Below are 12,307 nucleotides of genomic sequence, written 5' to 3' on the forward strand. Positions count from 1 at the left end.
TCACGCACCACGCGCATTCACGAGAAGGACAGGCGTCTTCGTGATCCGCGCGACGCGGCCGGCAACGCTACCGACAACCCAGCCCGCGATGCCTCGCCGCCCATGGGTGCCCATGACGATCATGTCCGCATTCCATTCGGCAGCTTCGTGCACGATTACCTGAGAAACGTCCGAGCCGGTTCGATCCGTTTGAAGCAGTTGCGACTGCGAGTGCGCGGTTACACCATCGAGCACGGTCGTGGCTTGTTGCAGCGCCTGATTTCCTTCGTTGATCAATGCGCCCTCTATTGTTTCGACTGGTACGAAGTCACCCAGCGATACGGCGCGATCCTGTACGTAGATCGCGCGTAACTCGGTGTCGGGTCTCGAGAACTGCAATCCGACTCGCAATGCGTCGAGCGCCAGGGGGCTTCCGTCAACGGCAAACAGAATCCGCTGCGGCAGATGCTCGGCAGCCGAGACGAAACTTTCCGGAACGATAAGCAGCGGGCAACGAACAAGCCTGGCAAGCGGGCCCGAAACCGTTCCTTCAATCCATCTGCGCAAGCCATGGTGCTGATGCGCACCGACGATCAGAAGGTCGGCCTGTTGAGCTTCCGTACTCTCGATCAGCGCACGCACGATATCGCCGCCATGCTTGGACAGGTCGATGACTTCCGTGTCGATGTCGATATCGTCGCGCTGCATTTCGTTTTTGGCGCGTGATACGGAGTCGGATGCGTCTTTAAGCAACTCGTTGCGCGCGGCCTCGAGAAATGCAGTGGCCTGTGATCCGAGCGGCACGAGCGTTCGCGGATTTTCCGCAATACTCACGATGTGTACCGACGCATTCGGCGGAACGATGTGCTGCGCATAGGCGACTGCCCGGTCGGATGCAACGGAGCCGTCGATTGCGATCAGCACCCTTTGGAGAGGAGCCCCTGCCTGGAAGGTTGAAGTGCTGGTGCTCATGAGCGTCTCCCGGTGGCATTCCAAGGTCTTGTACGCGGTAATTTTTTGCGCGCGCGGCTTGTGGCAGCTTGATCGCCATCAAGTTTTCAAGAATTAGCCGGCGACGTTCCGGCCCCACTCGGATCACGCGCGTTGCGTATGGGCGTCCGCGTGTTTCGCGTGCCCGGTGCCGGCACGCATTTCCTGTTCCAGGAGCGCTTTCGCGGCTTGCCACGCCCGCCCTGCGGACGCCGAATCGTTGAACGCTCTCGCTTCGACTGTCGCACCGTCCAGCAGCATCATATAAACGGCCGCAAGCCGTTGTGCCGTTTCGGGCGAAACGAGATCCGCGAGCAGTTCGGCGATCCATTCGACCATCTTGCGGCGATAGCGGATCGCGACATCCGAGATGGGCGCATACGCCGTTCCGAATTCGGCCAGCGCGCGCTCGAACAGGCAACCGGCGAATGCCGGCGTATTGAACCACGCTTCGTACCAGTCGAAGATCGTCTTGACCCGCTCGACCGGATCGGCGACGTGCTGCAGCTGCGCGTCGATACTGCCTACGATCAGGTCGTAACGCTGGACCAGCACTTCCCGGATCAGTTCGTCCTTGCTCGGAAAATGCCGATACAGCGTCATTCGGGCGACGCGGGAATCGTCGATGATCCAGTCGACACCCACCGGATGAAAACCGTGCTTCGAGAACAGTTCGGTAGCTTTATCTACCACCAACTGGCGTTTGCTGGCTCGCACGAACGGTTCCCTCCTTGATCCTTCCGACTGCGTAGATTAAACATTCTAGCATCGTACCGCTCGGTCACATCCGGTCTCGCCACCGATCTCCCGGACTTGGCGGGTCCGCATCATGATGCGCGTTCGCAAGTTGTCTTGACTATGATATAGACCGATATGTATCATTTGAAACTGGAAAGCGATGGTCGATGCTGCGTGCTTTAAAAAAATAGGAACGTGAGCCATCGATTCACTGCTCGACGGTGCCGCAGCGGGCACAGCAGCGAAATTGAAAGAATGCCGGCGGCGCCCTGTGCCTCTTGCCGGCTTCTGGCGATGCAGCGGTAATGCAAGACGAAAAGAGAACCTGAGAGAGCCGTGGGTTACGTGTCGGTGCTGGCGGATGGTATTCGCCGCGCCGCGCGCAAACCGGTGCGCGCTCGCGGGGCGGGATCGCGCGAAGCAGTCGGCGCAAATAAAACTCGAGGAAAGTACCCATGTACCGCCGTTTACTCGCACCGGGGCTGCTGTTGCTGCTGGCCGCGTGCGCGCAGGATCCGTCCGTGACCAGCAACACGGTGCGGATCTGCGACGACACCGGCTGTTCCTATCGACCTAAAGATCAGGTCTCCTATCAAAAGAAGGACGATGCGGAAGATCGCGAAGACCCTCGCATCGTCGCACTGAAGCAGGCCGCGAAAGCCCAGCCGAAGGCGGCCTACGATCTCGGCCTGCGTTATTTCCGCGGCGACGGCGTGCGCCAGGACAGCTATCAGGCACTCAAGTGGATGCGCGACGCCGCCGAGCGCGGCGACCTGCGGGCGCAGAAGGCGCTCGGCAGCTTCTACCTGTTCGGCCTCGAGGAAATGGGCTCCGATCCACGCGAAGCGGACAAGTGGCTGTCGATCGCGGCCGGCCGCGGCGACAAGGAATCGAAGAAGCTGCTCGAACTCGCGCGCAAGGCGAAGAAGGAAGACGAAGAAGACTGGAAATGGCGCACGCAATGGCGTGACGTCTATTACGGCTACTGGAACTCGGGCTATCCGTACTACGGCGTCTGGAATCAGACGTATTGGTACTACTGACCGGGCCGGAAGCAACGGGGGCGGCAGCGGGGAGACCACCATCGCGCGCCACGCCGGGGGGCTTATCGACGTTCGTACGGACACGTAAGCCGAATAACGACTCTATCGAACGATAACGACATGAAGACCATCCTTTCCCATCGTCTCACCCAAGGTGCGCTGGTTGCAGCGCTTTGCGCGTCCGTCGCGGGCTGCGGCGGCGTGGTGACGCCCGGCGGCCAGAACGCCGGCGTGACGGGCGCCGCGGCAGGCGGCACGAGCGCAGGCGCCGATTCGGGGCTGCAGCGCTGCACGTCGCCGCTCGGCACGATCGCCGTCGACGACGGCCGCAACGCCGACTGGTGGGGCCCGTTCGGCAGCGCGACCAAGATGACGACGATCGACCCGCTGCTGCGCCTGGCGGTCCAGCAGTCGAACTGCTTCGTGATCACGTCGATCGGCAACCAGAAGAGCGACGCGCGCCTGTCGCGGATTACGCAGCTGCAGCGCAGCTCCGGCGAATATCGCGCGGGCTCGAAGCAGCAGAAGGGCCAGCGTGTCGCGGCCGACTACTACATGGAACCGCAGATCGTCATCAACGATTCGCCGATCGGCGGCATCGGCAGCATGATCGGCGGGCTGATCGGCAACGGCGCGGTGGCGGCGGTGGCCGGCCACCTGCAGGCGAAGGCATCGGTCGTCACGCTGACGCTGTTCGACGTGCGCTCGGCCGTGCAGATCGCGGCGTCGGAAGGCAGCTCGACGGCGACCAACTACGGCGCGGCGCTGGGCGGTTTCGGCGGCGGCGTGGGCGGTGCGCTCGCCGGTTTCTCGTCGACGCCGGAGGGCAAGGCGACGGTCGTCGCGTTCATCGACGCGTACAACAAGATGGTCGTCGCACTGCGCAGCTACAAGGCGCAGGACGTCAAGGGCGGCCTCGGCCGCGGCGGCCAGCTCCAGGTCAACTGATGTCCCCTGGCCGGCGGTGCGCCGCCGGTCGATTTCCGATGCGTGAATGTCCGTGCGTGCGGCGTGATCTGCGCGTCTCGGCTTCGTTCGCCCTTTTCGTTCCGAGGTGACTCCGATGAAAGCCTTTGCATTGATCGCATTGACCTGTCTGGCGCTGACCGCGTGCGGCGGCGACGACAATTCCTCGCCCGCATCGTCCGGCAGCGGATCGGGCACGAGCAATAACGGTGGAAGCGGCGGCACGGGTTCCGGCGGTACGGGAAGCGGCGGCAGCGGCGGGTCGGGCGGCAGCACGCTGACGCTGCGCTACGACGCCCAGCCGACCGCAGCGGATCAGGCCGGCTTCCTGACGCTGCTCAACAGTGAAGGCGCGAAGGGCTATCGTTATCTGGGCGACTACTTCTACAACGCGTCCAACGGCGGTTCGCGCTCGATCTTCGTGAGCGACGGCACCGCACAGACCTACACGTACCAGTTGCAGTCGACGCCCGCCGACATGACGGGCTTCGTCAGCCAGGCCAACGCGCAAGGCGCGAGCGGCTACCGCTTCGAAGGGCCGCTCACGTACGGTTATCTCTATCGCAAGGACGGCGGCTCGTCGGCTACCTATACGTACGCGACAACGGGCCTGCCGGCCGACACGAACGCGTTCCTCGCGCAGGCGAACGGCCAGGGCCAGTCGGGCTACTGGTTCGTGGGCCCGATGATGGTCGGATCGGTGCAGGCGAACGTGTACATGAAGAACAACGCTTCGAACGCAACCTACACGTACGACGCGCTGGTGCCGACGTCGAACGTCAGCGACTTCATCGCGCAGGCCAACAGCGAAGGTGCGAAGGGTTATCGCGCGAAAGGCGGGATGCTGTTCGGCAGCACGATTTCGTGGGTCTACGTGAAGGACCAGACGCAGTCGCCGACCTTCACGTACCAGTCGGCCGCGATCCAGTCGACCGGCGACAGCTTCGTCCAGCAGTCGAACACGTTTGGCGCGCAGGGCTCCGCGTACCTGGGCGATCTCGCGCTCGGCACGACGACCCCGGTGATGGCGTCGTTCTATTTCAAGCCGGCGAACTGCACGGGCTTCCTGTGCACGACGCTGAATCCGCTCACGCAGAACTGAGCGGGTGCCTCCGGCGCAGCAGCATTGCGCGGGTCATTCGCTGCTGAATGATCCGCGCCAGCTGCATCGAGTGCCTCAGGTGCGTCACGTCATCCGTGGACGCATCTTTTGCCGCCGGCTTGCCGGCGGTATTTCGTTTACGCGTACGGCAGAAGCCAGCCAAACGCCGGCCCCTTTTTGTCCGGCGGACCAGAAAATCGGCCGGAACCGAAGCGAAGCTGCCGGCCTCCATCGACCGCCGGGCCAGGGAAACGCTGATTCGTTTTCCTGAGGGACAGAAGCCGTGCCGGACGCTGGTTTCCGCGAGGGCATCACCTACAATGTAAAGATGGTCGCGACCTGTCAAGGAGGCTGCCATGACTCAGTCAATGATTAGCTTTGTAGTTGGCCTGGCGGTCGTACTCGCCATCGCGGTCATGCTGGCGCTGCGTTACCTGCGCGACCACAAGGGCGAAGGGATGGTTCAGTGGCTTGACGCACATCACATGGGCTGGATGCACCACAAGCACTGACGGCGTGGTCGACGATGCGGTTCCGATCCCGCTCCACGAAGCAGCGACGACAGTTGTGCGCGACGCTGAACAAGCCGCCGCGCACGCTGCGCATCGCTTGGGTCGTGGGGCCGGGAAAATGCTGGCCGGCGGCCGCCCGGTCCGGTTGATGACAGTAATGTGGCCTGGAGGGAATCGTGCCGTTGATGGCCCTTGACGCGAGATAGCGCTTGCATGGCCGTGATATAGGGCGCATTCTCATGAGGTTCGATGTGCGCGACCGGCGATTTTGTTTCGACTCCTTACGCTTCCCCCTGTCCGCACGGTTCCGCAGAACGCTCACCACAATGACCCCGCGCGCGAACGTCGAAGCTGCGAACGTCGTGCGTCAACCCGGCCTCCCCGCGAGGCTCGATCCGGCAGTTCAGTGCGCAACAGAGGCCGTCGGCGGCAAGCCCGCGGGTAGTCCGTTCGTGCCTCCTGTGGGCCGGACGACGACGAAATTCGGTCACCGCGACGGTCCTGACATTTGAAATTCATTTTTCGGGAACCGGCATGCCCAAGCAAACCGAACAGAAGTCCGTCACGTCCGTCAGGCAAAACGATTACGTCGACGCGCAAAAGTCCCGCGCCCAGGCACTGAAGCGCGCGGACATCGAGCGCGCCGAGAAGCGACGCGAAAATGACGCCCGCCTCGATGTCAACGCGAGCAAGTGGCGTTATATCTGCCAGGAGGGTTAGATGGGAAAAATCGACGCGGCACTCAACTTTCCTAATCCCAGTCGCACCTACGACATGTCCAGGCACTGCGTGTGCTTCTGGGGCTACGACAATGCTCGCGAGATTACCTTTCTGGTCGACGATGCGATGCTGGCGAAACTGAACTCCGACATGGATTCGAGCGAGCCCGCGTTGCTGGCGGCCTTCGACCGCAACCGCGACCGGATCCTGGGGCTCGCCAGAGATCTTTACAAGGGCGGCCCCCAGAACAGGTACATGATCTCGTGAGACGGGGCCGGTTTGCGCACGCGCCCGACCCGACGTATGCCTTCCTTCCGGCCTGCACTGGCCGTGAGTAGTCGTCTGCTGGCGTCGGGACTGCCGATCGTTCGGGCGGAGAGCACGGACGGCTCGGTCCGGCGGGCTCGCGACTATTTCCTGCCGATCGCATACTGAAGACCTCGGGGAAAACAAGCACTCGCACCTCGGCGAAATCGATGTTGAAGGAAGGCGCGCGCCGGATTCCCCGACGTGATGACGGCCGCGCTTAAGCGTCGAGCCATCCGGTTTTGTACAGTGCGTATGCAGTATTCCGGGTCTGGGGTGGACATGGATCGGTTAAGGCATGCGCTGCTTGATTATCACGAACGCAGCAAGCACCGTCTCGACTTCTACGCTCCCGGCCCCGGGCGGCTCGACTGGGCAACCCAGCCGGACCCGTTCCGGGTGTTTCGCGGCGCACCGCGCGTCGATCTGCCATTGGCCGCGGACACGCTGGCCACGCGCTACAACGCGTTGCGTTGCGGCAACCTGCCGCCCGCGCACGAATTCGATCTGTCCAGTCTGGCAATCCTGTTCGAACTCTCGCTCGGCTTGTCGGGGTGGAAATCCTATGGTGCCCAGCGGTGGGCGCTGCGCTGCAATCCTTCGAGCGGGAATCTGCATCCGACCGAGGGCTATCTTCTGTGTCCGGCCCTGCCCGGCTTGTCCGCAGGCGTCTATCACTACCTGAGCCGGGATCATGCGCTTGAACATCGCGCCGCGGTGGACGAGCCGCAATGGACCGACGCGTTTTCGGGAAGTGGCGTCCTGGTCGGCGTCAGCTCGATCCATTGGCGCGAAGCGTGGAAATATGGCATGCGCGCCTGGCGCTACTGCCAACAGGATTGCGGCCATGTCGTCGCTGCGATGAGTTATGCAGCAGCTGCGCTCGGCTGGCAGACGCGGTTGATGGAGGCGGCTGCGGATGATGCAGTGGCCGATTTGCTCGGCGTGGACCGCCGCGAAGATTTCAGCGGAGCCGAAGCGGAGGCGCCGGATCTTTTGCTCTGGATCGGCAGCCCCGAGACGCGACCCGATCTCGAGCGCATGCGGATCGCTTTGGGCAGCGCACAGTGGCACGGGCGCGCCAATCAACTGAGTTCGGGACATGTGGCCTGGCCGGACATCGATTCGATTCATCGCGCCACGCACAAGACCCGTACTCGCGAACCACCGTCGCCGAACCCGGAGCCGTGCTCGGCGCCGGCGATGCCAGCCCTCGATCTCGGCTTCGCCCGAATCGCCAGACAGCGTCGCAGCGCCGTGAATTTCGATGGCACGACGCGCATCGGCGACGCGGCCTTCTTCAGCATGCTGACATGCCTGCTGGCACGTCCCGGCACACCGCCGTGGAATGCGCTGACGTCTCCTGCCGCGGTGCAGGCGGCGCTGTTGGTGCATCGCGTCGACGGCCTGGAGCCGGGCCTCTATATGCTCGCAAGAAACCCTGGCGCACTGCCGGATCTGAAGCGATCCCTGCGTCCGGAATGGCTGTGGCAAAAGACCGGGCCGGACGACCTGCCGCTCTATCTGCTACTGCCTTACGATTTGCGCGCGGCGGCAGGGTTGATCTGCTGCCATCAGGATATCGCCGCCGATTCCTGCTTTGCGCTCGGGATGATTGCGAGATTCGAAATCGCGTTGAAGCAGCCATGGCGTTATCGCCACCTGTTCTGGGAATGCGGGATGCTTGGCCACGCGCTCTATCTCGAAGCAGAAGCTGCCGGCGTGCGCGCGACGGGGATCGGCTGCTTTTTCGATGATGAAATGCATGCGTTGCTCGGCGCGAAGGATCATGTCTGGCAATCCCTGTATCACTTCACCGTTGGCGGCGCGGTGGACGATCCACGTCTGTCGGCATTTCCGCCGTACGAGAGACAGCCTTGACTGACAGCCCACCGACCTCTCCGTTCGATTTCACCCGGAGTGCTAGGATGATTGAACATGTGCAGTGCAGAAAGTCACATCATGGACGATTTCACATTCAGTACCAAAACACACTTCGCACGCATTCGTGTGATGGAATCTGCGCGTGGTGTGTACCGAGGTTATGTGTATTTGCGCCGCACCGACGAGGGGCCGAACGATGATCCCCCATACCAGACCGATTTCGATCGGGAGCAGTACGATCTCGCGCTCGAAGACGCCAAGATCCTCGCGCAACGTCTGCTTCGCGAGTTCGAGTCTTGAGCGGATGACGCTTCGTGGCGTCGAGTCGCGTTGGGGGAAGGCCGCAATCACTGCAGGAGCGAGCTATGTCGGCGCAGCTATCCCCGATTGACAATCATCTGCTCGCAGCCTTGCCGCCAGAAGCTCTCGCGCATATTTCGCCGCATCTTGTGCTGGTCGAGATGCCGTTGGGAAAGGTGCTGTACGAGTCGGGGGGGGCGCTCAGTCATGTCTATTTTCCGACGACCTCCATCGTCTCGCTGTTGTACGTGATGGAAGACGGTTCGTCGGCCGAAATTGCCATCGTCGGCAACGACGGGCTGATCGGCATCGCGCTGTTCATGGGGGGCGAAACGACCCCGAGCCGCGCGATCGTCCAAAGCGCCGGACACGCTTACCGACTCGATGCACGCATGCTGAAAGACGAGTTCCGTCGCGGCGGCTCGATGCAGCGGCTCTTGCTGCGCTACACCCAGGCGCTCATCACGCAGATGGCGCAGACCGCCGTCTGCAATCGGCATCATTCAATCGATCAGCAGCTGTGCCGCTGGCTCCTGCTCAGTCTCGACCGGCTGCCGTCGAGCGAACTGAAGATGACGCAGGAGTTGATCGCCAACATGCTCGGTGTCCGACGATCGGGCGTGACGGAAGCTGCGCTGAAACTTCAGGATGCCGGATTGATCCGGTACAACTATGGGCACATCGAGGTATTGGATCGATCCGGGCTCGAAAAGCGTGTGTGCGAATGCTACGGCGTGGTCAGGCGAGAATTCGACCGCTTGCTTCCTGATTTGAAGCGCCTTTAGAACCCTTTGGAACCGTACCGAGGCCACGCGCCTGTCCGTGCCATCGGGTTCGTACGGCAGCGTACCGACTGCCGAAGCCCGCGGGTGCATGGTGGTACATGACGCACAGACTGCAGATCGGCCGCAGACTTCATGGAGAAAGCATGCCGTGATGGAAGCGGGACGTTGCGATCCGTATCGCTTGCGCAGTTTTATCCCGACTCGGGCGGCGCAAGCCAATCCATGATGAAACGCGGTTGCTTGACGGAGCTTGTTGATGAACGATCATCCGAAACGAGAAAAGAATTCGCAGGACGGGCAACAGGAACAGGCGGACGCACGCGCGACTGACGACGGGATGCCCGTTGTTCATCCAGACTGGCCAAGACGCCCTGCCTTTTCGTGGAAAGCCGTCACACCCAAGCAACGCATTTCCGATGCAAGGAAACGTCTGGGAATGGGTTTTATGTCGAACCATTAACCCAGGCGTAGCAAAACTCCTCGCTCTCAAACAGAACGAGGAGCCGCCCCAGCAAGGCGGAATTCGAAGCCGGCCAAGCGCCGGCTTTTTACTTTGGCACGTCGCTCGTTACGACAAACGGCGCCTGCAATGCCGCGATGTCCGTCGTCGGGCAGCGGCGTCAAGGGTGCCGGTTTTTTATGATCATCCCGATACGGGACAACGTCGTCGCAGTGATCGACGAGCGTATTCAAACGACCGCGTTCAAACCTCGCTGCGGGAGATGATCGGTTCATCGACGCTGCAGGCGCTCACCCGCATCGAACGAGCAATTGCCGGCCCGCTTGCACGAGCGGTGTCGTTGCGCGGAGCCGCGCGGGATCAAGGCCAGCGCCGAATTCTCGATCCGCCTGCGCCAGGGTATCTGGCGCCGGAACGTCTGCGGTGCAGCCTGCGCGATGCGCGCACGACGACGCGAGGCGCGAACGTCAACCGCCGCCTGCGCCGGGAGCAGTGCCGCGTCATTTACTTCACCCGATGGTCGGGACTGAAATAGCGCCACTTGCTCGCATTGGAGTCGATGCGGGCGTCGTTTTGCGTACGCTTGTCGGCCCGTTCGATGTCGGCGCGGGCGAGGTCGTCGCGGAGTTTTTGCCGGGTTGCCTGATCGCGTCGATCGATTGCCGTGCTTTCCTGGTATTTCATGGTTCCCTCGGAGCGAGGTGAGCGGATTGTCGGCCGGTCGCGGCGAATTTGCCGCGGCTGGTGGGTCGGATCTCTGGTGAAGCGATCTCGCCATCGACGATGTCCCTGCCGAATTGCATCGCCAGTTCGACGGCGAACGCCGCCGTTTGCGGCGCGCCTTCGTGGAAAACGGCCCGTGTCTCGCGCGGCGCAGCCGCGGAGGCGGTCGAGGCCGGGCAGCAGCCAGCGGCACGGCTGCCGATCGATCGAGTGATGCGGGTTGCAGACGGCGGCCTGCGCCGTCTGCGTGATTGGACGCATTGTTGCCGTGCGAGCGCTGCCGGGATCAGACATTCTCCCTGAGGTAGCGGATGCACTTCATTCGTAGACTCGACCGCCCAGCGAGTGCGTCTCGCGGAGGGGGCGTCGAGTCTTTTGCCGCACCAGGGGGCGGTCCTGAAAATGCGGCGTTGTCGACCGGGCGGACCGACTTCGCTATCTGAAGCGACGCATGGCCGATCCAGACCCGATCGCGCCACTCGCATTTCGCGCGATGGACGATCAACCATCCTTGCAGCGATTCGACGAGCTGAAACGGCGACAGCCACTCGCGACTCTGCCGTTGCGTGACGAGTTGCAGGACAACAAGGAAATAGAGCAAATCAACGTACTTGGTCCGGACGCGCATAGTCCATCTTCTGGTTGTCGATGCTCGCGAGTGTGCCGGCGCCGGCTCATCCCTGGATGCTGAGCGCCTTCTCGATCGCTGCAATCAGTTTGAACGCATCGTCCCGCCCGATCAGAAAACCGCGGCTGGTGTACTCGCATCCGAACGCATAGAAGCTCGGCAGCAGCGTCACCATGTCTTTCTGCTGATCGAAATCTACTTCGCATTTCGTCAGCGGGAAAAACGGCGGTGCTTCGCCCGGCATGTTGTACACGGTGTGCTCCCTAGTACATTTTGCGGGGCGGCAACATGCGCTTCGCCCGCAGGCGCTGCCTGGAAACGGCGCTGGCCTTTTTTCGCTTGCGTTCCGTCGTGGGTTTTTCGTAGCTGGTGCGACTGCGCAACTCCCGAATCAGCCCGGTTTTCTCGATGCTGCGTCGGAATCGCCGCAGCGCGACGTCGATCGGTTCGTTGACCTTGAGTGTGACTGTTGTCATGTGGATCCTGTTTGGGAACGTTTGAACGGAAAACTAGCCGAGTCGTGTCATGACGGCGCTCGCTATCTCGTCGGATTCGAATTCCGAATATCCGGCTCCGATCGATAGCGCGCGTACCGCCACGAACATTTGCAGTTCTTGCTGATGGCTTCGTGCCGAGTCGGTGATTCCGGCGGGCAGGACGGTGCCGGTCCAGCTGACCTCACGTCGACTGATCAAGCCGAGTAGTTCGTCGATGATCATGTTGCCCTCCAAATCGCCGACAGATTGCGTTGCGTTGACGGGGCGCGTTAGATCCCGTTGGAAAAGAAGCCCTGTTTCTCGCGATTGTCGTCGATGATGTTCTCGGCGTAGCGCAGCGAAGCGCGACGTGCGTCACCGGCGCTGTCAAACGGGGAGTTGTCGTGCAATCTGAACGTCTGGCTCTGCGTCACCGTGTCGGTGGTGCCGCGAAGGCAAATCTTGACTGCCGCGTCGAAACCGGCATCGTAGTTATGCGGACAGCCATTCGGCGCCGGTACGTGGGGGTAAATCAGTGGATAAATCTCGAATCCACGGTAGACATGCATGCTCATGGCAAACTCCTGGCGTTCGGCCACCACGAATTGCATGGACGAACACATCCGGCCAGTATCGCCGTTGCAGGGCGTGCCGGTGGGGTGAAAGGGACAACGTTGCAGCGCGAGGGAGGGGCG

The 12,307-nt window shown here is 62.1% G+C and carries 19 protein-coding genes; 11 read left to right on the forward strand and 8 right to left on the reverse strand.

Annotated elements, in window-relative coordinates; translation table 11 throughout:
* Nucleotides 1-951, reverse strand: a complete 951-nt coding sequence (locus MRS60_RS27000) for a universal stress protein (protein ID WP_243565912.1) — start codon at nucleotides 949-951, stop codon at nucleotides 1-3.
* A 123-nt stretch (nucleotides 952-1,074) separates the two neighbouring features.
* A complete protein-coding gene (locus tag MRS60_RS27005) occupies nucleotides 1,075-1,686 on the reverse strand; it encodes a TetR/AcrR family transcriptional regulator (RefSeq protein WP_051983726.1) in 612 nt (203 codons plus the stop codon).
* Between the two features lie 476 nt (nucleotides 1,687-2,162).
* Here MRS60_RS27005 and MRS60_RS27010 point away from each other — a divergent pair, with 476 nt between their 5' ends.
* The 3 genes from MRS60_RS27010 (at nucleotide 2,163) to MRS60_RS27020 (ending at nucleotide 4,818) form a co-directional block, all read left to right on the forward strand.
* Complete coding sequence (locus MRS60_RS27010; protein ID WP_034181441.1) at nucleotides 2,163-2,750, forward strand: tetratricopeptide repeat protein; 588 nt, start codon at nucleotides 2,163-2,165, stop codon at nucleotides 2,748-2,750.
* A gap of 120 nt (nucleotides 2,751-2,870) precedes the next feature.
* On the forward strand, nucleotides 2,871-3,698 hold the full coding sequence (locus MRS60_RS27015; protein WP_105391356.1) for a hypothetical protein: 828 nt from the start codon (nucleotides 2,871-2,873) through the stop codon (nucleotides 3,696-3,698).
* Nucleotides 3,699-3,813: 115 nt separating this feature from the next.
* Nucleotides 3,814-4,818: a hypothetical protein gene (locus tag MRS60_RS27020; RefSeq protein WP_131946216.1), complete on the forward strand. Its 1,005-nt coding sequence runs from the start codon at nucleotides 3,814-3,816 to the stop codon at nucleotides 4,816-4,818.
* On the opposite strand, the gene MRS60_RS27025 is transcribed toward MRS60_RS27020, so the two are convergent.
* The gene (locus MRS60_RS27025; protein ID WP_152603931.1) at nucleotides 4,805-5,176 is read right to left on the reverse strand and encodes a hypothetical protein; all 372 of its coding nucleotides are present in this window, start codon (nucleotides 5,174-5,176) and stop codon (nucleotides 4,805-4,807) included. The genes MRS60_RS27020 and MRS60_RS27025 overlap by 14 nt on opposite strands.
* On the opposite strand from MRS60_RS27025, the gene MRS60_RS27030 reads away from it, so the two are divergent.
* From MRS60_RS27030 to MRS60_RS27060, 8 genes are all read left to right on the forward strand, one after another.
* Nucleotides 5,175-5,330 carry a hypothetical protein gene (locus MRS60_RS27030; protein ID WP_165948038.1) on the forward strand — a complete coding sequence of 52 codons (156 nt, stop codon included), beginning with the start codon at nucleotides 5,175-5,177 and terminating at the stop codon, nucleotides 5,328-5,330. The genes MRS60_RS27025 and MRS60_RS27030 overlap by 2 nt on opposite strands.
* A gap of 534 nt (nucleotides 5,331-5,864) precedes the next feature.
* Complete coding sequence (locus MRS60_RS27035) at nucleotides 5,865-6,050, forward strand: hypothetical protein (RefSeq protein WP_217588353.1); 186 nt, start codon at nucleotides 5,865-5,867, stop codon at nucleotides 6,048-6,050.
* Entirely contained in the window at nucleotides 6,051-6,317 is a 267-nt protein-coding gene (locus MRS60_RS27040) for a DUF1488 domain-containing protein (protein ID WP_034181437.1), read from the forward strand.
* Nucleotides 6,318-6,563: 246 nt separating this feature from the next.
* Entirely contained in the window at nucleotides 6,564-8,237 is a 1,674-nt protein-coding gene (locus tag MRS60_RS27045) for a SagB/ThcOx family dehydrogenase (protein WP_243565913.1), read from the forward strand.
* An 81-nt stretch (nucleotides 8,238-8,318) separates the two neighbouring features.
* Entirely contained in the window at nucleotides 8,319-8,540 is a 222-nt protein-coding gene (locus MRS60_RS27050; RefSeq protein ID WP_034181801.1) for a hypothetical protein, read from the forward strand.
* A 65-nt stretch (nucleotides 8,541-8,605) separates the two neighbouring features.
* A complete protein-coding gene (locus MRS60_RS27055; protein WP_034181435.1) occupies nucleotides 8,606-9,325 on the forward strand; it encodes a Crp/Fnr family transcriptional regulator in 720 nt (239 codons plus the stop codon).
* Between the two features lie 256 nt (nucleotides 9,326-9,581).
* Nucleotides 9,582-9,785 (forward strand): hypothetical protein, encoded by a 204-nt coding sequence (locus tag MRS60_RS35225; protein WP_081938455.1) that lies wholly within the window; start codon nucleotides 9,582-9,584, stop codon nucleotides 9,783-9,785.
* Nucleotides 9,742-10,320, forward strand: a complete 579-nt coding sequence (locus MRS60_RS27060) for a hypothetical protein (RefSeq protein ID WP_217588355.1) — start codon at nucleotides 9,742-9,744, stop codon at nucleotides 10,318-10,320. The genes MRS60_RS35225 and MRS60_RS27060 overlap by 44 nt, the downstream gene beginning before the upstream one ends.
* On the opposite strand, the gene MRS60_RS27065 is transcribed toward MRS60_RS27060, so the two are convergent.
* From MRS60_RS27065 to MRS60_RS27090, 5 genes are all read right to left on the reverse strand, one after another.
* Nucleotides 10,290-10,469 (reverse strand): hypothetical protein, encoded by a 180-nt coding sequence (locus tag MRS60_RS27065; protein WP_034181434.1) that lies wholly within the window; start codon nucleotides 10,467-10,469, stop codon nucleotides 10,290-10,292. The genes MRS60_RS27060 and MRS60_RS27065 overlap by 31 nt on opposite strands.
* A gap of 713 nt (nucleotides 10,470-11,182) precedes the next feature.
* A complete protein-coding gene (locus MRS60_RS27075) occupies nucleotides 11,183-11,389 on the reverse strand; it encodes a hypothetical protein (RefSeq protein ID WP_105391362.1) in 207 nt (68 codons plus the stop codon).
* Nucleotides 11,390-11,399: 10 nt separating this feature from the next.
* Nucleotides 11,400-11,612 (reverse strand): 30S ribosomal protein S21, encoded by a 213-nt coding sequence (gene rpsU / locus MRS60_RS27080; RefSeq protein ID WP_105391363.1) that lies wholly within the window; start codon nucleotides 11,610-11,612, stop codon nucleotides 11,400-11,402.
* Nucleotides 11,613-11,645: 33 nt separating this feature from the next.
* On the reverse strand, nucleotides 11,646-11,855 hold the full coding sequence (locus MRS60_RS27085; protein WP_105391371.1) for a hypothetical protein: 210 nt from the start codon (nucleotides 11,853-11,855) through the stop codon (nucleotides 11,646-11,648).
* 47 nt (nucleotides 11,856-11,902) lie between these two features.
* Complete coding sequence (locus MRS60_RS27090; RefSeq protein ID WP_034181798.1) at nucleotides 11,903-12,187, reverse strand: hypothetical protein; 285 nt, start codon at nucleotides 12,185-12,187, stop codon at nucleotides 11,903-11,905.
* Between the last annotated feature and the right edge of the window lie 120 nt (nucleotides 12,188-12,307).

The sequence above is a fragment of the Burkholderia pyrrocinia genome, assembly GCF_022809715.1.
Lineage (GTDB): Bacteria > Pseudomonadota > Gammaproteobacteria > Burkholderiales > Burkholderiaceae > Burkholderia > Burkholderia pyrrocinia_C.

Coding starts and splice junctions, on each gene's coding strand:
- rpsU (WP_105391363.1), bottom strand. CDS start 11,612: ATGACAACAGTCACACTCAAGGTCAACGAACCGATCGACGTCGCGCTG.
- MRS60_RS27050 (WP_034181801.1), top strand. CDS start 8,319: ATGGACGATTTCACATTCAGTACCAAAACACACTTCGCACGCATTCGT.
- MRS60_RS35225 (WP_081938455.1), top strand. CDS start 9,582: ATGAACGATCATCCGAAACGAGAAAAGAATTCGCAGGACGGGCAACAG.
- MRS60_RS27010 (WP_034181441.1), top strand. CDS start 2,163: ATGTACCGCCGTTTACTCGCACCGGGGCTGCTGTTGCTGCTGGCCGCG.
- MRS60_RS27025 (WP_152603931.1), bottom strand. CDS start 5,176: ATGGCAGCCTCCTTGACAGGTCGCGACCATCTTTACATTGTAGGTGAT.
- MRS60_RS27045 (WP_243565913.1), top strand. CDS start 6,564: ATGACGGCCGCGCTTAAGCGTCGAGCCATCCGGTTTTGTACAGTGCGT.
- MRS60_RS27085 (WP_105391371.1), bottom strand. CDS start 11,855: ATGATCATCGACGAACTACTCGGCTTGATCAGTCGACGTGAGGTCAGC.
- MRS60_RS27065 (WP_034181434.1), bottom strand. CDS start 10,469: ATGAAATACCAGGAAAGCACGGCAATCGATCGACGCGATCAGGCAACC.
- MRS60_RS27090 (WP_034181798.1), bottom strand. CDS start 12,187: ATGAGCATGCATGTCTACCGTGGATTCGAGATTTATCCACTGATTTAC.
- MRS60_RS27015 (WP_105391356.1), top strand. CDS start 2,871: ATGAAGACCATCCTTTCCCATCGTCTCACCCAAGGTGCGCTGGTTGCA.
- MRS60_RS27060 (WP_217588355.1), top strand. CDS start 9,742: ATGCAAGGAAACGTCTGGGAATGGGTTTTATGTCGAACCATTAACCCA.
- MRS60_RS27020 (WP_131946216.1), top strand. CDS start 3,814: ATGAAAGCCTTTGCATTGATCGCATTGACCTGTCTGGCGCTGACCGCG.
- MRS60_RS27035 (WP_217588353.1), top strand. CDS start 5,865: ATGCCCAAGCAAACCGAACAGAAGTCCGTCACGTCCGTCAGGCAAAAC.
- MRS60_RS27030 (WP_165948038.1), top strand. CDS start 5,175: ATGACTCAGTCAATGATTAGCTTTGTAGTTGGCCTGGCGGTCGTACTC.
- MRS60_RS27055 (WP_034181435.1), top strand. CDS start 8,606: ATGTCGGCGCAGCTATCCCCGATTGACAATCATCTGCTCGCAGCCTTG.
- MRS60_RS27000 (WP_243565912.1), bottom strand. CDS start 951: ATGAGCACCAGCACTTCAACCTTCCAGGCAGGGGCTCCTCTCCAAAGG.
- MRS60_RS27040 (WP_034181437.1), top strand. CDS start 6,051: ATGGGAAAAATCGACGCGGCACTCAACTTTCCTAATCCCAGTCGCACC.